We start from the raw sequence: 24,283 nt of genomic DNA, 5'->3' as shown, positions 1-24,283 counted from the left end.
GGCACTGCTTTTAGAGTGCCGGCAGGTTTATCTATTTTACAATTACTTTGAAAGATTTTTTTACATTAGGAGTTTCAAGAACTACCATAAGTATATTACTCTCGATTGTTTGAGGTAATTGTATCTCAGTTAATGCTGATGAAGATTGAACAGTTTTAATCAATTGGCCAGAAACTGAGTAAAGGCTGATCTGCATGTTATTTAATTCTTCCTGAGGGAAATCAGCTTCAACAGTGATTGCTTTTCCAGTTTGAATTGGGTTTGGATACAGCTTAGCCTGAAGTGAGTTGGTAAGTGTAATTCTGCCAGAACAAGTCTGTAATACTTTACCATCTTTTGTTGTCATTTTTACGCTGTAATCAGCTGTTGGGTCTAAAGTTGTACTCAAACTTTCGCTTACAGAGTAATATTGACCAGTTCCTATCAATTGTCCGTTTTTAAACCATTGGTAAGCTACAAATTCGTAACCTCCGTTTGTTGCCGGATTATTGTTTACAAGAAGTACATTGTTAAATTTCTGACGAACGATATCGAAGAATCCGAATGGTTTTTCAACAGTAATTGCATACGTTGCAGACAAACTTCCATCTTCTGATGTAATGGTCACGTTTTGAGTATAAATTCCAGGTTTTGGAGTTTGAATCGTGAAATTAGCAGAAGGAGAAATTACAGCATTTGATTCGTTTACAATTGAAACAGCCGGATTGTTTTCAGCACATGACATTATGTGTGTAATGGCTTTTCCAGGGTTTTCGAATACTTTTGTTCCTATTGTAATTCTCTTAACATCAATATTGTTGTTAAGGATTACCAATAATTGTGAAACATCTGCAGCAGGAAGATAATTAGCATCTCCAGCCTGATGTGCTGTGATGGTTACTTCTCCAGATTGCAGCATATTTACAACACCAGTCGTAGAAACATTTGCAGGAGGCAGAGCAGAAGTATAATTAAAAGTATAATCTACTGGTAAATTTGAACTTGCTGCTGCAGTCAAATTAAAAGTATTATTTGCTCCTAGTGTTTTAACCGGAATAGCACTAAACGTAATTGTTTGTGGTGCTTTATTAATAGTCAGGTTCGCAGTTAATGTTATTTGAGAACAGTTAGGCGAACTGGCAGCAGGAGTTATTACAGCTGTTACTGTGTAAGTTCCCGCATTTACAGATGTGTTATTTGCAGAGTAAGCTACAGCCGCTCCAGTTGGAAGATTTGCAACCTGTAGAGGATGAGCATTTCCATCGTAAGTCACTGATGCATTACTGAAAGTAACTAAATCTAGAGGTGAAGCTAATACTTTTACAGTTTGAGTCTGAGTAGTAACGTTTCCGTTTCCATCATTGTATGCCCATGTAATAGTATAAGTTCCTGTTGCATTATAAGTTAAAGGATCAGTTGTAGTTGCGTTTATTGTTCCTGCACAATTATCTGTTGCAGTTGGAATAGCAATTTCTGATGCTAAAACTGAGCAGTAATTTGTAATCTCCGGTAAAACAGCCACATTAGGTACCGGTGCTGTTACGTCTGGAGTTGTACCAATAGTAACTGATTGAGTTGTAAAACATCCGTTTGCATCTGTCACGGTAACTGTATACGTATTTGGACTTAATCCTGATGCTGCTGCTGCAGTTCCTCCTGATGGAGACCATGAATAAGTATAAGGCGAAGTTCCTCCAGAAGCTGTTACAGCAGCGGTTCCGTCGCTTGCACCGTTACAAGAAACATCAGTTTTAGATATTGATGCTGTTAATAGAGCAGGTTGTGCAATAGTTACAGATGCTGTTGTTTGACATGCATTAGCATCAGTAATTGTTACAGTATAAGTTCCTGCAGCAAGACCAGTTGCAGTTGCAGCAGTTCCTCCAGAAGGAGCCCATGAATAAGTGTATGTTCCTGTTCCTCCAGTTACATTTACTGTTGCTGATCCGTTTGAACCACCATTACAAGAAACATCAGTTTTAGATGTTGTTGGACTAAGTGCTGTAGGTTGTGTTATAGTAAAGTTTTGTGTTGTTGTACATAAATTACTATCTGTAATTGTTACAGTATAGGTTCCGGCAGCAAGACCATTAGCTGTTGCTCCAGTACCGCCAGAAGGTGACCAAGCATAAGTATATACTCCTGTTCCTCCTGTAACCGTAACACTTGCAGATCCGTTTGAACCTCCATTACAAGAAACATTGGTCTGTGAATTTGAAGCTACAGCAAGAGCAGTCGGCTGTGTTATGGTAAAGTTTTTAACAATAGAACAACCATTTGAAGCAGTAATCGTTACTGAATAATTACCGGCAGTTAGATTAGTTGCTGTATCAGCAGAACCTCCAGAAGGAGCCCAAACATAAGTAAATGGTCCAGGTGCACCGCTAGGAATTACGCCGGCAGATCCAGTATTTGTTCCATTACATAAAACATTAGTTTGAAATGATGAAGCAACAAGTGTATTAGTTGTAGTAATAGTAAAGTTTTTTGTTAAAGTACATCCGTTAGCGTCTGTAATTACTACGCTATGGTTTCCTGCTGATAACCCTGTTACAACTGATGTAGTCGCTCCTGATGGTGACCATAAATAACTATAAGAAGGAGTACCTCCAGATGCATTTACTGCTGCCTGACCACCAGTTGAACAAGTTGCATTGATCTGGCTTTGTGTTGCAATTAATGCAGAAGGCTGCATAATTGTGAAGCTTTTTGTAACTGAACATCCATTTGCATCTGTTATTGTGCAGGTGTAAACCCCTACAGTTAATCCTGTGGCAGTTGCAACAGTTCCTCCAGAAGGAGCCCATGAGTAAGTATAGTTTGGTGTTCCGCCTATTGGAATAACTGTTGCTGTACCTGTAGCACCGCCGTTGCAAAGTACGTCAGTTTGTGATTGAGTTGCCGTAAGAGCCGCAGGCTGTGTAATAGTAAAACTTTGTGTAGCTTGACAATTGTTTGCGTCTGTAACTGTTACTGTGTAAGTTCCTACTGCTAAACCTGATGCTGTAGCTGCAGTTCCTCCCGTAGGAGACCAAGAATAAGTGCGTGCACCTGTTCCTCCTGTAACGGCTACAGTTGCTGAACCGTTTGTACCGCCATTACAAGAAACATTGTTTTGAGAACCAACACTTGCAACTAGAGCTGCAGGTTGTGTAATTGTAAAGCTTTGTGTAGTCTGACATGCATTAGCATCAGTAACTGTTACTGTATATGTTCCAGCAGAAAGACCAGTTGCTGTAGCGTTTGTACCTCCAGATGGAGCCCAAGAATAGGTGTATCCAGGAGTTCCTCCAGTTACTGTTACAGTTGCAGTTCCGTTAGCGCCTCCATTACAAGAAACATTATTTTGTGAACCAAAAGCGGCTGAAAGTACTGCAGCTGGCTGTGTAATTGTAAAGCTTTGCGTTACCTGACAATTGTTAGCATCCGTAACCGTTACGGTATAAGTTCCTGCAGAAAGACCTGTAGCTGTAGCCGCAGTTCCTCCAGAAGGAGCCCATGAATAAGTATATCCACCAGTACCTCCTGCAGCCGTTACAGTTGCAGATCCTGTAGCTCCACCACGACAAGCTATGTTAGTTTGTGCTAATGGAGTCGCTGTTAAAGATGCAGCTGGTTCTGTAATTGTAAAAGATTGTGTAGTCTGACATGCATTAGCATCTGTAACTGTTACTGTATAAGTTCCGGCAGTAAGTCCTGTAGCTGTAGCCGCAGTTCCTCCAGAAGGAGACCAAGAGTAAGTGTAACCTGGGGTCCCGCCTGCAGCTGTTACAGTTGCAGATCCAGTTGCAGTTCCACGACATAAGATATTATTTTGTAACCCTGCAGTTGCACTTAAAGCGACCGCAGGCTCAGTTATGGTAACTGTTGCCGTAGTCTGACAATTGTTAGCATCCGTAACTGTTACTGTATAAGTTCCGGCTGCAAGTCCTGAAGCTGTAGCTGCAGTACCTCCAGAAGGAGCCCATGAATAGGTATAACCCGGAGTTCCTCCTGATACAGTTACTGTACCACTACCGTTTGAACCTCCATGACAGCTAACATTGTTAACTGTGCCTTGAGCAGCAACTAAAACTGGTGGTTGAGTTACTGTAAAGTTTAATTCTTTTTCGCATAAAACAGCATCTTTAATACTCACACTGTAGTTACCAGCTGTTAAATTGCTGATTGAAGAACTAGTTGCTCCATTTGACCATAGATAAGTATAAGTTCCTATGCCGCCAGTTGGAGTAACAGATATAGAACCAGTATTACCTCCATTACAAGCAACACTAGTTAAAACTGAAGTAGCCTGAATATTAGATACTTTTAATGTACCAGAGTTTGAAGTGGCAGCTGGAGTACAACCTCCTGAAGCAACTAAACGGTATTGGTAATTATTAAGTGCTGCAGTTGCTCCTGTTATTGTAAGCGTTGCTGTAGTTGCTCCAGAATATGGGGCACCATTCGTAATGTTATTAAAACCAGAACCTGTATTTACCTGCCATTGATAACCAGTGGCATTCGAAGCAGTCACGCTGAAAGTCGTGTTTGAGCCAACACAAATAGAACTATCTGCCGGCTGTGCTGTTATAGCTGGTGCTACATTAATTGTTAAAGCTGCATCGTTTGAAGTAGCATCTGGTGTACATGAACCTGTTGCAATTACTCTGTAAAGATAACCGCTCATTCCTGCAGTTGCTCCTGTAATAGTAAGAGTTGCAGTGGCTGCTCCAGTGTAAACACCTCCATTTGTAATATTTGTAAAACCAGAACCTGTATTTACCTGCCACTGATATCCTACAGCATTTGAAGCTGCAACAGCGAAAGAGGTATTAGCTCCTGCACAAATTGTACTTGAAGAAGGCTGTGCTGTAATAGACGCAGCTACATTAATATTTAGTGCAACGCTGTTTGAATTAACGGTAGGACAAGTTCCTGATGCCGCTAATCTATAAAGGAATCCGTTCATTCCCGCTGTAGCTCCTGTAATAGTAAGTGTTGAGGTAGCTGCACCAGAATAAACACCTCCATCTGTAATGTTAACAAAACCAGAACCGGTATTTTCCTGCCATTGATATCCTGTTGCGTTTGAGACTGCAGCAGTAAAAGTCGCATTACCTCCTGCACAGGTTCCTGCTGCTACAGGCTGTGTTCCAAAACTTATAGTATTCATGCTTCCTGTTACGGCAACATTTTTAGTTACTATTCCAGTAGAAGAAATAGTAATATTACCAGAAGGTGTTCCTGTGGCTGAAGCCGCTAAACGAACGTAAATTGTTTTAGTAGTGACAACTCCTGATGAAGGAACATACGATATATTATTAGTATAAATTCCTCCTGCCGATGTTGATATTTCAAAACCGGTTGGGGCTGCAAGATCAAGATTAGCTGTTAAGCCTCCGGCTTGTACAGTAAAACTCTGTTCTGTAGATGCACCGCCGCAGCTTGAAAAAGCACTTAAAGAGGTAACAGATACAACAGAGCCTCCTGGCTGTACTATATTTACGGTTTGAGTTGTACTACAACCGCCTAATCCATTTGGAGTGCTGTCTGTAATAGTTACTGTATAAGTTCCTGCACTAAGCCCTGATGCAGTTGCAGCAGTTCCCCCAGAAGGAGACCATGAATAGAAATAAGGAGCAGTACCTCCTGAAACACTAAGAGTAGCTGAACCATTATTACCTCCATAAACACTTACATTACTTTGTGATTGTATAGAAGGTGCTATGGCAGTTGGCACAGTTAAAGTTGCTTCATTCGAAGTTGCTGTTCCAGTTCCTGTAGCAACACATCGATATTTGTAGTTGTTCATTCCTGCAGCTGCTCCTGTAATAGTAAGAGTTGCAGTAGTTGCTCCAGAATAAACACCCCCATTTGTAATATTTGCAAAACCAGCACCTGTATTTACCTGCCATTGATAACCAGTGGCATTCGTAGCAGCAACAGTAAAACTTGTATTAGCTCCCGGACATATAAGTTTGTCAAGAGGATTAAGTGTAATAGTCGTAGGTGTGCTTAAAAATGGTTTACCAGAAGGCAGTGTTAGAGTAGTTGCTGAAAGATTCCAGTTTGCCTGATTCATTACAGCAGTTCTAATTTCTGCTATTGTACTTAGCGGAGAACTTAGTGTATTGTCAAATCTTCCAACACCAGCTACTACATTACCAGGGAGAGTTCCGGTATAGAAAGCACTTGTACCTCCAATAAGACCACCAGTGCCTGTTTTTAAAGTAGAGCTATTTGAACCGTTTGCACATCCGGTATCCCATGCTGCTGTTGTAGTTCCTGATGGACAATAGTAAAAATGTATTCCGGCAACAAGTACAACACCAGCGTCAGAAGGATTTCCAGAACCTCCCTGAAAAGCATAAATCTGATCTCCGGCAGCAGTCAAAACAAGTCCATTTGGCATGGTTCCGTTATTTAGTGCTAAAAAACCGTTTGCGGTTAAAGTACCATTAGACTGATTGTAGGTAGAGGCACTTAATCCTTTTATATGCACCTCTGTTCCTGCTGGAATTGTACTGCCCACTGTCCATGTAACAGTACCTTCTAAACTACTGGCTGGCCACCAGGTTGTGTCTGAAAAGTATCCTCTGTCCGTAAAACGAATTACCGTATTAGCATCGAGAGTTTTAAGGCAGACAAAACTAAATTCATCGCCTAATGTATTGGCATAAGTACCATCATATCCGGTAAAAAGGATATCACCGGCAGCCAGTGTGGTCTGTGAGTTACTTAAATAACTCTGCAAAAATATCCCTAAAAATAGGGCAATATTTAAGCATTTTTTAATTTGAGAGTAAAAATGTTTCATAATAAAGTTAGTTAAATTATAAAGAGGCAAATTGTTCGCCATTTTTTATACCAAAAGCGAGCAATTTGTGCCCACTCATAAAGCCTTCTTCTGTATAAACAGTATTTATACGAAGTTGTGTATTATTATAACATTGTATTATTAAGCCTTTGTTTTCATCTATTTCTAAAATAGTTCCCGGAGGTTTTGTGCTGCTTAAAGGTGAATTGGTTTGTGAAACCTCCAGTAATCGTATATTGAGACCATTCCATTGTGTATAAGCACCTTTATTCCACGGATTGCAGGCGTTAACTAATGCCTGGATTGATTTTGAGTCCTGTTTTTCCCATTGAATGCTCACATCAGAGATAGTTGGTTTTTTATAATATGCAGCTAAGTTTTCATCCTGAAGAACACCTTTATCATTCATAGATAATAAGGTTAATAATTCAGGCAGAATATAAGAAGCCAGATATGATAAACTAGTGCAAAGCATTCCATGTGTCAAATCAGTATGCAGGGGCATTGTTTTTTTTAGGATTATTTTTCCTTTATCTATTTCCTTCTCTATAGCATGTACAGATATTCCGGTTTCTTGTTTTTGTTTTCTAATCGATTCAAAAACAGGATCTGCACCACGCATTTCAGGTAAAAGTCCATAATGAAAATTATAGAACATATTAGGATGTTTTTCAATAATTTCTCCTGGAATTTTCCAAGGGAAAGTCATGGTAAAAACATATTTTAAAGAGCTGATTCGCAAAATTTCCTGAAGCTGGATGTTGAGTTTTGCTTTCTCCATCCATATTAAATTTACGCCGGCTTTTGTTGCAAAAACAGAGCAAAAGGCTTTAACGTCTTCATTTTCGGCGGGTACAGCTATTGTATGCAGTCTTCCAAGACTATGTAAAGTTTGTATAGCTGGAAAAGCCATACGGTTATTACATAAAATTACTATGTCGCGTATCGGATTCATGAGTCTAAACAGGCATAAGAGTTTAACCAGGAATTAGAAGGCGTATTTTGAACTGCCAGAATATGTTGATATAAACGGATGCGTTCTTCTTCTAAATCAGTAATTTCAGTTATGTTTTCTAAAATGCAGTTTCCGTTTTCTTCATTTTTTGCAACAGTTGCATAATATAAAGGTGCTTCAGAAAAACCAGTATTGGGATTAATATGTACTTTTCCTCTAGGAGAATCAATTGTGATGTTGTCTAATGACTGACCATTTGAACTACTGATAAACAAACCAGCTTCCCATCCTAAAAGAGAAAAAACATTCGCTTTTTGTTCGCGAATATTTCGCATCACAGCTGCAAATTCTTCGTTTTCTTTATTTTTTAAATTGGCAGACCATGGAACAGCGCAGCTCCAATTATACCCAGGATATGAAATTTTATTCAGCCAGGATTCTTCAGCAGTAAAGCCGCTTCCGTAAGTTTTGCGTGAAGCTATATTTTTTATTTTTGCTGATTCACGAAAAAAATCTTCGGCCATATCGCCGCAAAAAGAAGTTAATACAGAAATATTATCATTTTGTTCCAGAAATTCCTCTAAAGGGCCTAAATTAAAATCGGCCTTTTTTAAAGGTGTAACATGATTATAATGTATTGATCCTCCTTTATCTTCAAGAGCAGTAGCAAAAGTATAAGGCGGGCGATAACCGGCATCATAAAATGAGCAGGTAAAGGCAAAATTCTGCTGGCCTTCTTCGATGGCTTTGCGTACAATTAAACGTGAACAAAGGCTGTTTTCTAAGGAAATAAAATAAACATTGGATATTTTTTTCTCAAAATTTTGAAAATGATAACCACTATCCAGCACGATAAGCAATTTACCCGAACTTTCAAAAAGAGGCTGAATAAATTCTGCAGCTTCAGGGTTAATATACGCAACAACAATATCCGTATTACTAAACAGTAATTGCTCACAGCAGGAATATATTTCTTTATGGTCAGCTCCAAGTCCTATACTTGCTGTTACAATTTCATGTTTTTCATCAATTCCCATTTTTTTTAGGGAAGATTTTAAACCATCCATTATATCAAAAGAAATAGAAGGGTAAATGACAGATCGGGGCAAGAGTAAAGCTATTTTCATAAATAATTTTATAGATAATTTTTAAAAACAAACTACCCATTAGAAACTCTAATGGGTATAGATTGTTAATTCCTTGAAGGAAAAATTCCCTGAAGGCATATTATATAATTAATACCTAAATAAGGCTGCTGAATTGAAATTGGCTGGCTGCTTCCAGTTGTTCCTACAGTTACTGTTGGTGTAATTGGTTTTAAAGCACCATCTGCGTTTTGGCTGGTGTAAAGATTTGAAACCGAAGCCAGATAAGCATTTTGCGGTGCGGCAGTATCTCCTGTATCAGCATATGCTTTTAGTGCAAATGTTCCTGTGGCTGCATGAGTGTGTGCCGGAAGATTTCCAAGCAGTGCAGTTACTGTATTAGTTCCGCTTACCTGTCCCAATACAAATTGAGCTACTCCTTGAGGAGTACCAGTTCCAACGGCAGTTCTTCCCCTAAAATCAGGTAATGCAAAATTAGTAGTACCATTACCGCCGTATGTAGTGCCTAAAAGACTAAATAAGGCTTGGTTTGTATTTATACTTAGTAGTTGACCCGCACAGTAAGCCCAATATTTTGGAGCAAAGTTAGGTGCATATAATCGAATTTCGGATATTGTTCCTTCCATGGTTAGTTTTGGTTTAGTTTCTAGTTGGGAAAATTCCTTCTACACAAATAATATAATTAGTAGATAGTGAAGGCTGAATGATATCGAAAGGCTGACTTGCCCCCGCAACACCAACAGTGATTGATGTAATTTCAGGTTTTAAATTACCATCTGGAGCTTCAGCTGTGTAAGCTTTATCTGAACCAGCTAAAATATTGTTTGTTGGTGATGCTGTGTTACCTGTTGTGCTGCAAGTTGGAATTGTAAGTGTTCCTACACCTGCCACATGAGTATGGCCAGGCATTTGTGCAGTACTCATGGTAACTGATTCTGTTCCGCCTATCTGTCCAAGTACGACGTTTGGTAATCCTGGACCCTGACCTGTACCTACAGGAATACGTCCCTGAAGATCTGGCAGCTTAAAAGTAGTCTGGCCGTCACCGCCGTATATTGTACCAAGTAATACATAAACAGCCTCATAATTGGCAATACTTAATGTTGCTCCATTGCAAAACATCCACCCTCTTGGTGCAAAATTCCCGCCAAATAAACGGATTTCTCCTAAATATCCTTCCATAAATTAGTTTCTTTAAATTGTTAGTTAAACTGTTTTTTCTGAATAAATATTAATTACGGGCAGGGAATATTCCTGTCAAACAAATAATAAAATTCATTCCAGTTGCAGGCTGCATAATACTAAGAGGCTGATTTGAACCTGCTGGCGCAAGTGTAACACTAAGAGTCGATGGTTTCATAGCGTCTGTTCCTGCTTCTGTACTGTACATATTAGTTTTAGAAGCCAAAGTATTACCATTAGGCGTGTTAAGATCTCCAAAATCCGGATAAACTGGAATTGAAATTGATGCTGTAGCCGCATGCGTGTGAATAGGAAGGTTTAAAGATGTTAATGTTACAGTATTTGTTCCAAGTATTTCTCCTGCCACATAAGGTGACAAACCAGGACCATTACCAGCTCCTATTGCCGTTCTTCCGGCAAAGTTGGGTAAGCCAAAAGTAGTGGTGCCATTACCACCATAAGTAGTCCCTAGAATAGAAAATAATGCTGTATTACTGCGTATTGCAACGAGCTGGCCCATACAAAATGCCCAGGTCATTGGAGCAAAAGTGGCGGCAAAGAGGCGAATTTCTCCAATTGTTCCTTCCATAAATTTTTAGATTTTATAGGTTAATGTTAGTTAATAGTTTGTCAGATTTGGTTACTGATAAAATTATTCTGACAGTTTTTTGTTTTAATACTAAGTTACTGTATATAAGTGTTTTAAAAAACAAGTATTTATACGTGTTTTTCATTAAGTAAGAAATGCCTCTTTTTTTTATTATTTAGCAGCTATTATTACTTACGATTTATAAAACAGTATTAAAATAATTTATGACCTAAAATTAGACGGCTAATACATTAAGGAGGAAAAATATGTCACGAAAAAGGGATTTCATGTCATGAAATCCCTTTTTTGATGTAGATAAAAATTACGTGCCGCTTTGCGATGTAGAAAATAGCTTATGTTTGATATTCAAAAACTTTTTGTTTGATAAAATTTAAACTGCCTACGGCTAGTTCTTCGGCATTATGTGGTGAAGTCTGCCATAAAGAAACCGCTTGCTGCATTCCGGGAATTGATGAAGAAAAGTTTTCTAATACCAGATTTCCTTCAAAGTTTATGGCTTTTAAAGCTTTAAAAAGTTCATCCCAATTTACGGTTCCTTCGCCGGGCATGCCGCGGTTACTTTCGGTAATATGAAAATGTTTTAGTTTTTTCCCCGCTTTAATTATAGGATCATAAAAGTTGTTTTCTTCTACATTCATATGAAAAGTGTCCAAATGAACAGCAAGATTATCAGCATTAATTCTATTGATAATTTCCAATACATTTGATGCTGTATTGCACACATAGCTTTCATAACGGTTTATTGGTTCAATTCCAATCGTAATGCCAAGTTTAGCAGCATAAAGAGCGGCTTCACCCAAAACATTTATAATAATTTCCTTTTCCTGATTTGTAACAGGATTTCCGGTAAAAACACCAATTCCGCTGTGCAGAACGCCTCCTAAAAAAGTGGTTTCTAATTGAGCAGTTTTATCCAAAGCTTTGAAGATAAGTGTCAAAGCTTCCTTAGGATAAAATGGAATATGCGCTTCTTTAGGAAGATTTAACGAGCATACAGCATCAAGATTATTTTCCTGAAGTTGTTTTTTTACCGTTGTCGCATCAAATTCCATATTAGAAGGCAGAAGAATTTCAATCAGATCAAAGCCATTTTTTGCAGTTTCCTTTATGGCATAATGTCCTGATTCCGGAGTCCAGTTTGGAGTTGTCCAGGATAGGAGTGAAGCGCCTATTTTTATTTTCATTGTGTATTTTTTGAAGAAGAATGTTTTATTTTGAAAGTTTAACGCACAATGTCTCTTTTAGAAAGTACATAAGGCTGTCCAAGTGTATGTGGTTTGTAATATTTAATGGCAAATACAAGAATTACCAAATAACATATTATAGGTAAAAGATAGGCGTAAGCCACATTTGTATTTGCCACAAAACCCATAATTGGAGGAAAAACTGCACCGCCAAACATTGCCATTACTAAAAAAGAGGAAGCTTGTTCTGTTTTGTTTCCAAGTTTTTTTAATCCGAGGCTGAAAATAGTTGGGTACATTACACTTAAGAAAAAATTGAGCATAATTAAGGCAATAAACGAAACCCAGCCAAAACTTTGAGAAATAACCAGACAAAGCCCAATATTACACATACAATAAATTGCTAATAGTTTATTTGGAGCAATATAGCGCAATAAAAACGTTCCAATAAAACGGCCAATCATCATCATAGCCATGCTGAAAGAGAAATAATAAGCAACCTGATTATCAGCCAAACCTGTTTTTTCGACACCATAATTTATAAAATAAGCCCACGTACCGCCCTGCGCTCCAATATTAAAAAACTGAGCAATTACAGCCCATATAAAATGTCTTTGCATGTACAAAGGCGAATCAGGAACTACGTTTGTATTTTCATCGTCGGTACTTTGTTCTTCGTGACTATGAGAGCCCTTAAGCGATGGTACTTTTACAAACCAAAACAAAATGGCAATTAAAAGTATAAAACTGCCAATAATCATATATAAGGTTTTAACAGATTCTAGACCTTCGGCGCCTTTTGAATCGAGAATAAAGAAACCGCCAAGAAGCGGACCTATTATAGCGCCCAAACCATTAAAAGATTGTGCAAAATTTATTCTCTGGTCGCTTGTGCGTTCATCGCCCAGTAAAGCAACAAAAGGATGTGCAACAGTTTCCAGCGTTGCAAGACCTGCAGCCAAAATAAATAATGCAATCCTGAAATAAGAGAAAGATTCATTTTGAGCTGCCGGAATAAAAAGGAAAGCACCAAATGCATAAAGAATCAACCCTAGAATTACTCCGTTTTTATAACCGTATTTTTTCATGAATAAACCAGCCGGAATACCCATTACGGCATAAGCACCAAAAATGGATAGCTGCACCAAACCCGATTCTGATTTACTGATATGCAGTACGTTTTGAAAATGTTTATTAAGAACATCGCCCATCGTGATTGCAATTGCCCAAAAAAGAAAAAGCGAGATTACAAAAGTAAGCGTTAGAATATATTTTTTTTCTGTGAATTTAGCCTGAGACATTTTTACAAATCATTATTACTATTATACATTTTATTTAGCCTCATTTTCTTTTCTAAAAAGTTCAAAGTCATTTAAATCATAACTTGGACAGGCACCTTTTTGTGAGGTAATAAAAGCACCCAAAGCTGTTGCCTGTTTCATAACCTCGACAGGATTTTCATTCATAATTCTTTTCGATAAAAATCCGGCTAAAAAAGCATCACCGCTTCCTACCGTGTCCTGAATAGTAACAGGGACAGCAGGAGCATCATATTTAGAATCTCCGTCATAATACAAAGCACCTTTGCTTCCTTTACTTACCAGTACTTCCTTTATATCAAATTTGTCCTGAATAAAATGCACAGCATCATCTTCGCTGACATAATTTTTTTCAAAAAAATCAAGAACCAATCGCAATTCGGCTTTGTTCATTTTTACCAGATCGGCTTTATGAAGAAGTTCGTTTATAACCGGAACAGAATAGTGGGGAGGACGAATGTTGATATCAAAAACTTTAAATTTTGCGATTTCCAAAAGTTCAAAAAGAGTCGTTTTGGAAGTTTCGCTTCTGGTAATTAAACTTCCAAAAACAAAAGCCGAAGCATTTGATGTTTTTTCGATATAATCTTTTCTAAATTCAATAAAATCCCAGGCAACAGGTTTTATAATATCATAATGAGCTTCGTTATGCTCATCGATGTGCGCAATTACAGTTCCGGTTGGGTGCTGGTTGTCAATCTGGCTGTCTTCGGTCGAAATGTTCCAGTCTTTTAACTGAGCCATAAGATCGGTTCCCAGTTTATCATTTCCAACACGGCTTATCATGTGCGAATCGATTCCCATTCGCATTAAATTATAAGCTACATTAAACGGCGCACCGCCCGCACGCGCACCTTCAGGAAAAATATCCCAAAGTACTTCTCCATAACAATAGATTGATTTTGTATTTATTTCTTCTCTCATGATTTTCTTTTTTTTTGATTAAACGTTTAAGCAAAGTGGTAAATAAAAAAGTTTAGATGTGTTTAGATTTTGTAGACTGACCTATATGAAGTTCAGCATGTAAAGTTACATTCTGCAAAGGCAGATTTTTGATATTGATTTTTTCGTTAAGCATTTTTACAGCGGTTGTCCCAATGGCAGAAAGCGGCTGTTTTACATACGTTAGCGGAACCGGAAAAAGCTCATAAGCTTCAGTTTCATCAAAAGCAGCAACTGCAATATCCTGCGGAATATTTATGCCAAGTTGTGTAAGTTTTTTGAGTCCGGAAACTGCCAGTTTATTACTAGTAAAAAAGATGGCATCTGGTTTTACTGCATTTTGCAGCATATTTTCTAAGCCGGTATTAATGTCTCTGTCAATATAGTCTTTGTCTGCTAAAAGCACTTGACTGTTTTGTATTTGATGTTTTTCGAGCGTATTTAAAAATGCCTGAGTTCGCTGTAATAAGTGCTGCAACTGTGTTTTATAAGCAACAAGAAGAGTGTTTTTATAACCGCCGTTTATAAGGTGTTCTGTAACTTTTTGGCTTATATCGTAGTTATTAATTTGTATGCTGTCTGCTTCAACACCAGATAAATAACGGTCAATTAATACAAAAGGAATCTTTTGCTTTTGCAGTTTCAACAAACATTTTTCACTGTTTTCAACAGGAGCAATAATTAATCCATCGGCCTGACGGTCGGCAAACATATTGATAAGCGCTTCAAATTTTTCGGCATTTTCATCAGAGCTTCCAATTAAAAGGGTATAACCCAGTTTGTTGGCTTCATCTTCAATAATTCGGGCTAACTGAGAAAAGTAAGGATTTGCAATATCAGCGACAACAAGACCAATTATATGGGTTCGCTGTGTTTTTAAGCTTTTTGCAATATTGTTAGGACGGTAATTTAATTCTTCGGCAGCGTGTTTTACCTTGTCAATTGTTTCCTGCGGAATACGGCTGTCAATCTTATTGTTAAGTACATAAGATACTGAGGCGATAGATACGCCTGCTTTTAATGCCACATCTTTAATTGAAATTCTTTTCACGATAACGATTTCAGAAAGGCAAATATAATCAACTTAAACGTTTAAGCAAGTATTTATTTTGAAATTTGTAAATTAAGTGAGTTAAAAAAATCATTTTAGCAGAGAATTTCTATTCAGAATGATCGTCTATAATGTTTTTCACACTGCGAATAAAGGTTTCAGTGTTTTTGATTTCATTCTTAATATAAATATCATAATCAGCTAAACTAAACTGCTCAAGCATATCTTTTTTTAGATATTTAATCATCGATTCAATGCTGCGAGTGTCGGTTTCGTATTGTCTTTTTAATTCACGTTGTTTACTTTCTAAATAGGCTAAGGTTTTTTTTAATCTTTGAACACTTACTTTATCCACGCTGAATCTTTTAAATTTATATAACTTTTCTGCTACATACGTTTAAAGTGACAATTCAGTTTGCCATCTTTTCAAAAAAAATTAAATACTATAGTCAAATATAATTAACTATTTGTATAACTAACTGAATTGTCATTAGTTATACAAATAGAGAAATACCGTTTATTTTTTGCTTTTTTTTCTTCCAAGCCAGATTAAAAGGCCGGTAACAGGCAGTGTTACGGCAAAAAGGCAGACTAAAAAAGCCAGGATTTTTGTTGGATATCCGTAAATGCTTCCAGTATGAATAGGATAAATCAAACGTCGGATTTTATCGCCTCTGCTTAATTTTTCATAAGGTCTGGCTTCTAAAATTTTACCTGTGTATTTATCAAAATAGGCAGTACTCGAAATATTTGGAATCGATTCTTCTAAGTTCAGTTTAATAACCGTAATGCTGTTTATGGTATCAGATGGAATTCTAATTTGTGTATCGCCTTTGTATGGAAAAACGCTGTCCGTTTTAGAAAAAATGTTCTGATAGAAATAGGTTTTATCTACTTTAGGATCAACTTTGGTTGGATTTTCAACTTTAGCCGACGGTTTTTTTGTTGTTCCATCTGCCAGTAAATAAATACCGCTTTCAAACCATTTAAAAGACCAGGTTAAACCCGTTAAGGAAATTATCAGAAGAATAAGAAAACTATAAAAACCAAAAACAGAATGAAAATCCCAGTTTACTCTTTTAAATGAAGCATTCCATTTTACAGTTAATCGCTGTTTTAAGTTTTTGACTTTTTTCGGCCACCATAAAATCATCCCAGAAATGAGCATGAATACAAATATCAGACAGCTGCATCCTGTAATAAAAGCTCCAATATCACCTAAAACCAAATGACGGTGTATATCTAAAACAACCGAAAAGAATCGGCTTCTTTCAGGAATTTGTCCTAATGTTTTACCAGTATAAGGATCAACAGAAAAGATTTGATTTTTTTTATCGCTGTCTTTTCCTGTAACAATCATAGTCCTTTCAGGATCGTTATAAGCATAAACACGATTAATTTTTTTAAGAGCATATTTCAGTTCAATATCTCTTATCAAAATGTCTGTAGGTATTTTTTTTGCTCCAATTTCAGAAACTTTATAAAACTCAGGATTTACAAATTCGTCGATTTCGTCCTCAAAAACAAGAATGCTTCCGGTAAGTGCTACAATAAAAACAATGAGCCCGGACGCAAGTCCGAGCCAAAGATGTAATAAGCCAATATTTTTCTTAAACGTTTTATTCATAATAGATAGTCCAAAAATGTTTTCAAATATAAATAAAGCATTTATTAAAATGAGTATCCAAGTGTTAACAGCCAGTTCGAAGGAGCACCAGGGAATAAACGAATATAATCGTAACCTCCAACCCAATACGTTTTATTGGTTATGTTGTTAGCATTCAGCTGAATTTTAAATTTATTAATGTTGTAATACAAAGCAGCATTAAATAAAGTATAACCCGGAATGGTCTGTGTTACTGTCTGGCTTAAGTTACGGGTTGTTACAAAATTACTTCCAAAAGCAACGCCAAAATCTTTTAAAGCACCGTCTGTAAAGTTATAACGTGTCCAGACATTTCCCTGCTGTTTTGGTGTATTTGGTTTTTGTCTTCCAATTTCAGAATCTACAGGGCTTTCTGTAATGGCAGCTTCATTGTATGAATACGCTGCCGAAATACTCCAGTTGCGCGTTATGCTTCCGTTTACATCAATTTCAATACCTTTTGATTCTTCCTGACCAATTGATCTCATTAAATCTGGATTTGTTGGATCGTTGGCAGGATATAAAGTGTTTTTCTGCTGGATTTTAAACAAAGCTACTGTCACAAAAAGTTTTTCTTTAAACCACGAAGATTTTCCTCCAAACTCGACCATATTACTTTCTAACGGATCAAACGGTCCTCCTGCATTTGGGTTTGATAATGAAGAAGCGGTCTGCGGGTTGTATCCTTTTACATAAGTTCCGTATAAGTTGATATTTGGGTTAAGTGTATAAGTTAATCCAAAACGAGGAAGGAATGAATGCTGTTTTACTTTCTTTTCAGTTGCCTTTTTATAATTTTCTTTATCGCTGTATTCATCATAACGAACACCAATTAAAGCCTGAAAAGCACCAAATTTAATATGATCCTGAAGATAAACTCCATACAACGAATAATAGGTTGGATCAAACGGACGGGCAACATAGAAATATTTGCTCATGTCTTTTAACTGCTGTGAAGCCATTGGATTTGTTAAATCGAAATGCGCCACGTTTGGTACAGGATTTCCTTTAGAATCTAACAAATACAGATTCTTTTTTGCCGGATCATACGTTGCAATAGAACCATTGTTTGCAGCATTTCTATATCCCGTTGCTTGTAACTGCGAACCTCCAGACGGAACTTGTTCCTGAGCATAATCGTAACCTGCAATTAAATTGTGGTCTAAAGCTCCTGTTTTTGCCTGATAGTTAAAGAAAGCAGAAAGATTGTCAATATAACGCTTACGTTTACGCTGAAAAACCTGCATTTCGATTGCTGTTGGAATTGTAGATCCGTCTCCGGCAGAAGCATATTTATTAGCACCGCGGTGTTCCAAAAGATCTTCTGTGTAACCTGTACGAATGTACGAAGCCGAAAATGACAAACGATCTGTAAACTGATGATTTAATGACGTTGTAACGATATACGTTTCTTCATTTAAATAATCATTTGTAGAGTTTAAAGAATTTGAAATTTTAGTCGAATACAAATTATTTTCATAAGTCGACTGTCCGCGGTCTAAGTTACTTTTTGAACCCGTGTAAATTAAGTCAAAGTTAACGCTTGTTTTATCATTTGGAAGGAACGAAAGAGAAGGAGCAATTACAATATTTTTATCGAATTGTAAATCTCTAAAAGAATTGGCATTTTCGTAACCCAAGTTCAAACGGTACAAAAGTGATTTATCTTCGGTTAACGGACCTGTAAAATCAGCTAAAGCTCTTAAAGTATTAAAACTTCCTGTAGAAAAGCTTACGCTGTTTGCAGCCTGATCTAATGGTTTTTTTGTAACACGGTTTAAAACTCCTCCAGGAGATGCATTTCCAAATAGAGCAGAAGAAGGACCTTTTAAAACCTCTACACGCTCAAGATAGTTGGCAAGAGGCTGTTTCCAGAAACCAGTCGAAGTTCTCATTCCGTTAAGCAATTGCGTGTTGCTTCCTCCGTTAATTCTAAAACCTCTTATCGAAATATCATCATAAAAAGTAAACTGGCTTACACCGCTGAAATTTTTGACAACTTCGCCTACGCGAATGGATCCCTGATCTGCAATTAATTCTTTTGTAGCATACGAAACTGCCTGTGGAAGATCTTTTAGAGCGATTTCTGTTTTAGCTCCAATAAACGATTTTGTGTTTTTATATGATTTTTCTTTTCGTCCTGTAATTTCTACAGTCTGCAGTGTATTAATGTTTTCCTGTAAAGAGATAGAAAGTTCAAGGTTTTCATTTTCATGCAGTTCTACGGTTTTTTCCTGAACAGAAAAACCCATTGCCGAAAAATAAATAGTATAATTTCCTGGTGTTAGATTGCTGATTTCAAAATTTCCTTTATCATCAGAGGTTGTGTTCTTTTTTGGACTTTTGATTGAGACAGAAGCATAAGAAACGGCTTCATTGTTTTCGGAAGTTATCCTTCCGGTAATTTTAGCATTTTGAGCCTGGCCTATGGTAAAAAAGGCAAGCATCAAAAATAAATAAGTAAACTTCATGGCGGGCGATTATTTTAATTTTAGACCGCAAATCTATGTTTATTTAGAATAAATACAAATAAATAACTATCACAATTCATATTAATTTTAAGAAATCGATATAGTGAAGTTTGAATTGAAATAAGCCTCTTACAAAAATGCAAGAGGCCTATGTTTTTTTTTATTTTCGAATAGAAATTATTGTTTGCGATATTACCGAAGCGATAACAAAAAGTAGTCCTATGTAAAAGAAGATATTGACTTCTTTACTTTCATTAAAAAACAAAAAAGCCATTATAATTGCATAAACCGGTTCTAGGTTGAAAGTAAGGTTTACAGTAAATGCTGCAATCTTTTTTAATGATTCTGCAAACAAAACATATAAACCAACGGTGCAGAATACTGCCAAAATAATCAGATAGAAAATATCTTTTACACTTGGCAGAATACTTTCAACAGGAAAGAAATAAAGATATAAAGGCATAAGCAGACCAAGCCCGATCGTGCCGCCATTCATTTGATAATAGTTGATAAGCCTGCTGTCGTAAATAGTTACCAATCGTTCGTTAAAAATGGTATAAAGCGCCGCAAAAGCAGATGAAATTATACCCAGAATAATGCCTAATTGATAAGAAGAATCAAAGTGGAATATAAGAGCAATTCCGGCCAGAGTCAGCATGCTAAGCAGTAATTCTGTAATATTAAATTTCTTTCTGTTAATCAGCGGAGCGAACAAGGCAGTAAATAAACTCGTTAAACAATAACATACAACACCCACAGAAATATTTGAATATTTAATACTGGCATAAAAGAAAATCCAGTGTATCGTGATCAAAAGACCAATTTTGGCAATATTGAATTTTTCTCTTAAAGAAATATCCTTTGAAACCTTAAATAATTTCAGGATAACCAATAAAACCAAGGAAGAAAATAAAACCCGGTACCAGACTAAAAGTCCTTCGTTTAACGAAATAAGTTTACCAAAAACACCAGTAAAACCGGCAAGTATTACAGCGATGTGCAATAAAATATATGATTTTTTCATAAGATTGTCTAAAAGTCTAAAAAAGACTGAATTATAAATTAATTTAAAATTTGACTTGTAAGCATAGCAGAATCTGCCGATAAAAATATCGGTATGAAACGCTGCATAAAGTCGAACGATTAATTTATAATCAAGGAGGAGGAAGACAACCTTTTTGGCTCATAATTTTTTGGAATTTGACCAAAAATATTTAAAAAGCTTAAACCTCACAAATATGTTAACAGTATTTTGGAAAGATAAATCTTCCGGATAAACTCTCTACATCAATTTCCTGCATCAATTATTTTGTTTTATAAACTTCATTTTCCTAAAAATCGATATTTTTTTTAAGTGTGTTTTGTACGTTTTACAAGGGTTAAAGTGTATTTCATCGATTAAATTTGCTTTTTGTCGATATTTTTAAGTTTGTTTGTTAAAATTAATACATATATTCGCAAAAAAAAATAAAGTTCATATTGTTTTTAAAATACGGTGAGAAGGGTTTCAGTTTTAAATGAAATTCTCTAATGAAGAGGTTTGTTAAAATTTAGGCAAGAATTAGGTTTAAGAATAAAATAAGATCAAATCCCAAATCACTTATACATGAAAACACTTTTACTACAAGCCGTTCTTTTTCTTTGCAGTTGTTTTGCAATGGGGCAGAAAACACTTTTTATACCTACAGAATGGAGCAATCCAAACAATGAATTTTACAATAAAATATCGGATTCAAGAAAGTATGAATCAACAAACTTCGTTCTTTATTGGGGCGATAAAGTAGGAACTAATCCTGCAGCTTACTCTGATGCCACATTGCGATTTACACCAAAATCTGTTGCTGATACATTAGAACACAGTTTTAAACGTTTTGTAACCGATTTAAAATTTGTGAGCAATGCGCCTACTACAAACGTGGGGAAATACAAAATCATCATTATGGTGATGAATACCTGGAACTCAACCGACACGAGATTAGAAGCTTTTGCACACGCAAGTTCTTTTAGTAACGTTATTGGGGCTATGTTTGTGCATCCTCAGGCAACACGAGATGGCGGAGCTTTATCACACGAATTCGCTCATACGCTTCAAATGATGATGCGTATTCAGGAAAATCCCGGAAATGGAACTGCATTTGCGGGTTACGATTGGGCTGGTCCGTTTTTTGAAGGCCACGCTAATTTTATGCGGGCACAAGCTTATCCGCAATGGGCAGAAATTGACGGTACTTTAACAAGATGGATACAAACAAGACATTTTATGTGGTCATCAAACCGTCATCATTACACCAATTTTCATTTGATGTACTACGTTCAGGAAAAAGATGGTTTTGATTTTACCCGAAGAATGTGGGCTGAATCTAAAAATCAGGAACATCCGCTTGAAACAATCAAAAGATTAAAAGGTTTTACGCAGGAACAGCTTAATGATCATTTATGGGGATATGCCCAAAGACAGCCTGCATTTGATTATCCTATTCAATGGACCTCTCAGATTAACAACACCAGCAATTTTGGAAAAAAAATTCGCGAAGTATACAAACTTATCGAAACCAGAATGCCGCGTTATACAAGCAGACAATACACACTTTTAACAAAAGTAAATGGTACGACAGATCAATATTATACAAATAATGACTGGGCGCCTCAGGATTACGGAATGAATATTATTCCTTTATATCCAACTTGTTCTGAAACGCAAAAAAAGTTACTATTAAATTTAAAGGACATTCTGAAGTAAATCCGGCTCAGGCAGGATGGCGATACGGATTTGTAACAACAAAAACCGACGGATCAATTTCACGTTACAGCCCTATGTACAATTCAGATGGAGAAGCTTCTTTTACACTTGATTCTTCAACAGAAGCGAATATGTTTCTGGTCGTATTTGCCGCTCCAAAAAGCCATGTAAATTACAATATGGATGTAGGTTATCCTAAACAAAGAAGATATCCGTATGAATTAAAAATCGCCAATGCAAACCCTGAAGGATTTCAGCCGGCGGCTAATTTTAGAAAATTTCTTAAAACTAATGGACGCATTCATGCCAATGGAGGCGGATGGGTTTCAAACAGTGCTAATGTTGCCTCAACGGTATATGTTGGACCTTATGCTATTGTTAGAAGCGGCACAATTTCCGGTAATGCCAGAATTGATGGATATGCAATGGTCGAAGGCGGTAATATAAGCGGTAATGCAATAGTTAGAGACAATGCATGTGTGTATAATGCGACTTTATCAGGAAATGCAATTGTTGAAGGAAACGGATGGATGGAAGGCGGTTCTGTTACCAATTCTGCCAATATAAAAGGAAATGCCATGCTGTTTGCAGGCAATTTTGGAAATTCAGTTGTAGTAGGAGGAGATGCCGAAATAGGAAGCTGTTCGACAAACGGAGTGTATCTGCAGTTTCCGTATTGGAGAAATGGAAGAACAGAATGTGACGGAAAAGGAGAAAGCGATGCTTCGAATATTGATATAAATACTGCCTTTACCAATTTTTCTGCAGCATCAATGGCTTTTAGTGTAACGCCAGTTTGTGCAAATCCAACTCTTGGAATCAGTAACCCAATTTTGGATCCTGCAAATTATGGTTTGAGCATTTTCCCAAATCCAACGGCAGGAAATCTTACGATTTCATTTAACCAAAAAGAACAGGAAAAAGTTACGATTTCTGTATTTGATGCCAACGGAAGAAAATTAGATGTTGTAACCAGTCAAAATTATGAAGCAGGACAATATGAAATACAATACAACTGCAGCAAATTGAATCAGGGAGTTTATATACTTCGTATTCAAACAGGAAAAAACATTGTAAACAAATCGTTTATCAAACAATAAATTAGTTTTTTAGTTCCATTTTTTTTTGCCCTGTCGATTGGTTAGGTTCGGCAGGGTTTTTTGTTTTATTTTTTGTTTCATGTTTCAAGTTTCAAGTTGCGAACTTTGCGAAAAAACCTTGCGAACTTTGCGGTTAAAATATGTTCAAAGTAAAATAACCTGAAACCTGAAACTTGAAAAAAACTTTAAAAAGAAAGCACCATATCATGCCAGACTTCTCCGCCATGAACAGAAGCTGAAATGCCCAAATCTTCAAATCCAAATTTTTGATAAAATGAAATGAGATAATCTTTGCACGTAAGCGTGATTCCGGCTCGGTTATGTTCTTTAGATTTTGAAATTAAATGATGAATTAATTTTCCCGCATATCCATTTTTTTGATATTCAGGAGAAACAGCTAAACCAAATACAGCCTGCCATTTTTCATTTTCATCGTGCAGTCCTGTATTGTTAAACATTTCATCAATCAGCTTTTTGTTTGGAGTTACCATTCCGTTTATAAAGCCAAGGATTTTTCCGTTCTCTTCCAAAAGCCAAAAATGCTGTGGAAAAACCTCCAGTCTATTTGATAGACGTTCTAAACCTGCTGCCTCGTTTGGCGGAAAACAAGCATTTTCTATTTCGTTTATTACTGCTAAGTCAGCAATAACGGCGTTTCTAAAATTCATACACTATATTTTAAATTTTTTCCTGCTGTTTTTTAATATGATTTCGATGTGAAATTCCCCATTTAATCATTTCAGAAATGATAGGTCCAAAAGATTGACAATATGATGTTGACTCATAAAGAATGGGTACTTTGGCATCTCGGTCTTCTGTTCTTTTTACCAGATTATTAAGCTCCATATCTTTTAATTCCTTCGATAACATTCGAGCCGTAATGCCCGGAATGCTGTCTTTTATTTCCTTAAAACGACTATTTCCGTTACAAATAGAATTAATGATAGGCAGTTTCCATTTACCGCCCAAAACATATAAAGTATCCTGAAGCGCCTGAAATTCTTCTTTTTGATTTCGTTCCATATTTTCTAAACCCTAAAAGTTATATAAGAAATTTTAATTTTTTTGACTGCCCATAAATCTTATAGAATCATTTGAAATGCAGTATTAAAAAACTTCGCTTTTCATGATTATCGATATACGCTTTAATGGCACAATCCAAACAAAAGTATTAAAAGAAATCATAAAATTAAATAAATG

The 24,283-nt window shown here is 36.5% G+C and carries 18 protein-coding genes; 2 read left to right on the top strand and 16 right to left on the bottom strand.

Translation table 11 applies throughout. The annotated features are described in order from the left end of the window. Positions 1 to 31: 31 nt before the first annotated feature. From FJOH_RS26355 to FJOH_RS20875, 14 genes are all read right to left on the bottom strand, one after another. A complete protein-coding gene (locus tag FJOH_RS26355) occupies positions 32 to 6,778 on the bottom strand; it encodes a T9SS type A sorting domain-containing protein (RefSeq protein ID WP_052295203.1) in 6,747 nt (2,248 codons plus the stop codon). Between the two features lie 16 nt (positions 6,779 to 6,794). Next, positions 6,795 to 7,733 carry a formyltransferase family protein gene (locus tag FJOH_RS20935; protein ID WP_012026024.1) on the bottom strand — a complete coding sequence of 313 codons (939 nt, stop codon included), beginning with the start codon at positions 7,731 to 7,733 and terminating at the stop codon, positions 6,795 to 6,797. Next, positions 7,730 to 8,860 carry a type 1 periplasmic-binding domain-containing protein gene (locus FJOH_RS20930; RefSeq protein ID WP_012026023.1) on the bottom strand — a complete coding sequence of 377 codons (1,131 nt, stop codon included), beginning with the start codon at positions 8,858 to 8,860 and terminating at the stop codon, positions 7,730 to 7,732. Before FJOH_RS20930 ends, FJOH_RS20935 begins: the two co-directional genes overlap by 4 nt. A gap of 65 nt (positions 8,861 to 8,925) precedes the next feature. Then, positions 8,926 to 9,465 (bottom strand): phage tail protein, encoded by a 540-nt coding sequence (locus FJOH_RS20925; protein WP_012026022.1) that lies wholly within the window; start codon positions 9,463 to 9,465, stop codon positions 8,926 to 8,928. A gap of 13 nt (positions 9,466 to 9,478) precedes the next feature. After that, positions 9,479 to 10,021, bottom strand: coding sequence for a phage tail protein (locus tag FJOH_RS20920; protein ID WP_012026021.1), 543 nt, complete (start codon positions 10,019 to 10,021; stop codon positions 9,479 to 9,481). A gap of 49 nt (positions 10,022 to 10,070) precedes the next feature. Next, on the bottom strand, positions 10,071 to 10,610 hold the full coding sequence (locus FJOH_RS20915; protein WP_012026020.1) for a phage tail protein: 540 nt from the start codon (positions 10,608 to 10,610) through the stop codon (positions 10,071 to 10,073). Positions 10,611 to 10,963: 353 nt separating this feature from the next. Beyond that, positions 10,964 to 11,815 carry a sugar phosphate isomerase/epimerase family protein gene (locus tag FJOH_RS20910; protein WP_012026019.1) on the bottom strand — a complete coding sequence of 284 codons (852 nt, stop codon included), beginning with the start codon at positions 11,813 to 11,815 and terminating at the stop codon, positions 10,964 to 10,966. A 38-nt stretch (positions 11,816 to 11,853) separates the two neighbouring features. Further along, positions 11,854 to 13,116, bottom strand: coding sequence for a sugar MFS transporter (locus tag FJOH_RS20905; RefSeq protein ID WP_012026018.1), 1,263 nt, complete (start codon positions 13,114 to 13,116; stop codon positions 11,854 to 11,856). 30 nt (positions 13,117 to 13,146) lie between these two features. Next, on the bottom strand, positions 13,147 to 14,058 hold the full coding sequence (locus FJOH_RS20900) for a carbohydrate kinase family protein (protein WP_012026017.1): 912 nt from the start codon (positions 14,056 to 14,058) through the stop codon (positions 13,147 to 13,149). A gap of 52 nt (positions 14,059 to 14,110) precedes the next feature. Further along, a complete protein-coding gene (locus FJOH_RS20895) occupies positions 14,111 to 15,127 on the bottom strand; it encodes a LacI family DNA-binding transcriptional regulator (protein WP_012026016.1) in 1,017 nt (338 codons plus the stop codon). A gap of 109 nt (positions 15,128 to 15,236) precedes the next feature. After that, on the bottom strand, positions 15,237 to 15,482 hold the full coding sequence (locus FJOH_RS20890; RefSeq protein ID WP_012026015.1) for a hypothetical protein: 246 nt from the start codon (positions 15,480 to 15,482) through the stop codon (positions 15,237 to 15,239). Positions 15,483 to 15,644: 162 nt separating this feature from the next. Then, positions 15,645 to 16,754: a PepSY-associated TM helix domain-containing protein gene (locus tag FJOH_RS20885; RefSeq protein WP_012026014.1), complete on the bottom strand. Its 1,110-nt coding sequence runs from the start codon at positions 16,752 to 16,754 to the stop codon at positions 15,645 to 15,647. Between the two features lie 44 nt (positions 16,755 to 16,798). Then, positions 16,799 to 19,243: a TonB-dependent receptor gene (locus tag FJOH_RS20880; RefSeq protein ID WP_012026013.1), complete on the bottom strand. Its 2,445-nt coding sequence runs from the start codon at positions 19,241 to 19,243 to the stop codon at positions 16,799 to 16,801. Between the two features lie 160 nt (positions 19,244 to 19,403). Further along, positions 19,404 to 20,267 (bottom strand): DMT family transporter, encoded by an 864-nt coding sequence (locus tag FJOH_RS20875; RefSeq protein ID WP_012026012.1) that lies wholly within the window; start codon positions 20,265 to 20,267, stop codon positions 19,404 to 19,406. A gap of 582 nt (positions 20,268 to 20,849) precedes the next feature. Here FJOH_RS20875 and FJOH_RS27170 point away from each other — a divergent pair. Both FJOH_RS27170 and FJOH_RS27165 read left to right on the top strand, forming a co-directional pair. Next, complete coding sequence (locus FJOH_RS27170) at positions 20,850 to 21,983, top strand: DUF6055 domain-containing protein (RefSeq protein WP_200799104.1); 1,134 nt, start codon at positions 20,850 to 20,852, stop codon at positions 21,981 to 21,983. Next, entirely contained in the window at positions 21,956 to 23,083 is a 1,128-nt protein-coding gene (locus tag FJOH_RS27165; RefSeq protein WP_238381505.1) for a DUF6055 domain-containing protein, read from the top strand. Before FJOH_RS27170 ends, FJOH_RS27165 begins: the two co-directional genes overlap by 28 nt. A 185-nt stretch (positions 23,084 to 23,268) precedes the next feature. On the opposite strand, the gene FJOH_RS20865 is transcribed toward FJOH_RS27165, so the two are convergent. Further along, positions 23,269 to 23,751 carry a GNAT family N-acetyltransferase gene (locus FJOH_RS20865; protein WP_012026011.1) on the bottom strand — a complete coding sequence of 161 codons (483 nt, stop codon included), beginning with the start codon at positions 23,749 to 23,751 and terminating at the stop codon, positions 23,269 to 23,271. Positions 23,752 to 23,761: 10 nt separating this feature from the next. Then, on the bottom strand, positions 23,762 to 24,106 hold the full coding sequence (locus FJOH_RS20860; RefSeq protein ID WP_012026010.1) for a winged helix-turn-helix transcriptional regulator: 345 nt from the start codon (positions 24,104 to 24,106) through the stop codon (positions 23,762 to 23,764). Positions 24,107 to 24,283: the final 177 nt, after the last annotated feature.

The organism is Flavobacterium johnsoniae UW101, assembly GCF_000016645.1.
Lineage (GTDB): Bacteria > Bacteroidota > Bacteroidia > Flavobacteriales > Flavobacteriaceae > Flavobacterium > Flavobacterium johnsoniae.
This window is presented reverse-complemented; position numbering and strand designations above follow the sequence as displayed.

What these genes read in the sequence shown, in the direction of transcription:
- FJOH_RS26355 (WP_052295203.1), bottom strand. Translation starts at nt 6,778, where the DNA reads ATGAAACATTTTTACTCTCAAATTAAAAAATGCTTAAATATTGCCCTA.
- FJOH_RS20935 (WP_012026024.1), bottom strand. Translation starts at nt 7,733, where the DNA reads ATGAATCCGATACGCGACATAGTAATTTTATGTAATAACCGTATGGCT.
- FJOH_RS20930 (WP_012026023.1), bottom strand. Translation starts at nt 8,860, where the DNA reads ATGAAAATAGCTTTACTCTTGCCCCGATCTGTCATTTACCCTTCTATT.
- FJOH_RS20925 (WP_012026022.1), bottom strand. Translation starts at nt 9,465, where the DNA reads ATGGAAGGAACAATATCCGAAATTCGATTATATGCACCTAACTTTGCT.
- FJOH_RS20920 (WP_012026021.1), bottom strand. Translation starts at nt 10,021, where the DNA reads ATGGAAGGATATTTAGGAGAAATCCGTTTATTTGGCGGGAATTTTGCA.
- FJOH_RS20915 (WP_012026020.1), bottom strand. Translation starts at nt 10,610, where the DNA reads ATGGAAGGAACAATTGGAGAAATTCGCCTCTTTGCCGCCACTTTTGCT.
- FJOH_RS20910 (WP_012026019.1), bottom strand. Translation starts at nt 11,815, where the DNA reads ATGAAAATAAAAATAGGCGCTTCACTCCTATCCTGGACAACTCCAAAC.
- FJOH_RS20905 (WP_012026018.1), bottom strand. Translation starts at nt 13,116, where the DNA reads ATGTCTCAGGCTAAATTCACAGAAAAAAAATATATTCTAACGCTTACT.
- FJOH_RS20900 (WP_012026017.1), bottom strand. Translation starts at nt 14,058, where the DNA reads ATGAGAGAAGAAATAAATACAAAATCAATCTATTGTTATGGAGAAGTA.
- FJOH_RS20885 (WP_012026014.1), bottom strand. Translation starts at nt 16,754, where the DNA reads ATGAATAAAACGTTTAAGAAAAATATTGGCTTATTACATCTTTGGCTC.
- FJOH_RS20880 (WP_012026013.1), bottom strand. Translation starts at nt 19,243, where the DNA reads ATGAAGTTTACTTATTTATTTTTGATGCTTGCCTTTTTTACCATAGGC.
- FJOH_RS20875 (WP_012026012.1), bottom strand. Translation starts at nt 20,267, where the DNA reads ATGAAAAAATCATATATTTTATTGCACATCGCTGTAATACTTGCCGGT.
- FJOH_RS27170 (WP_200799104.1), top strand. Translation starts at nt 20,850, where the DNA reads ATGAAAACACTTTTACTACAAGCCGTTCTTTTTCTTTGCAGTTGTTTT.
- FJOH_RS20865 (WP_012026011.1), bottom strand. Translation starts at nt 23,751, where the DNA reads ATGAATTTTAGAAACGCCGTTATTGCTGACTTAGCAGTAATAAACGAA.
- FJOH_RS20860 (WP_012026010.1), bottom strand. Translation starts at nt 24,106, where the DNA reads ATGGAACGAAATCAAAAAGAAGAATTTCAGGCGCTTCAGGATACTTTA.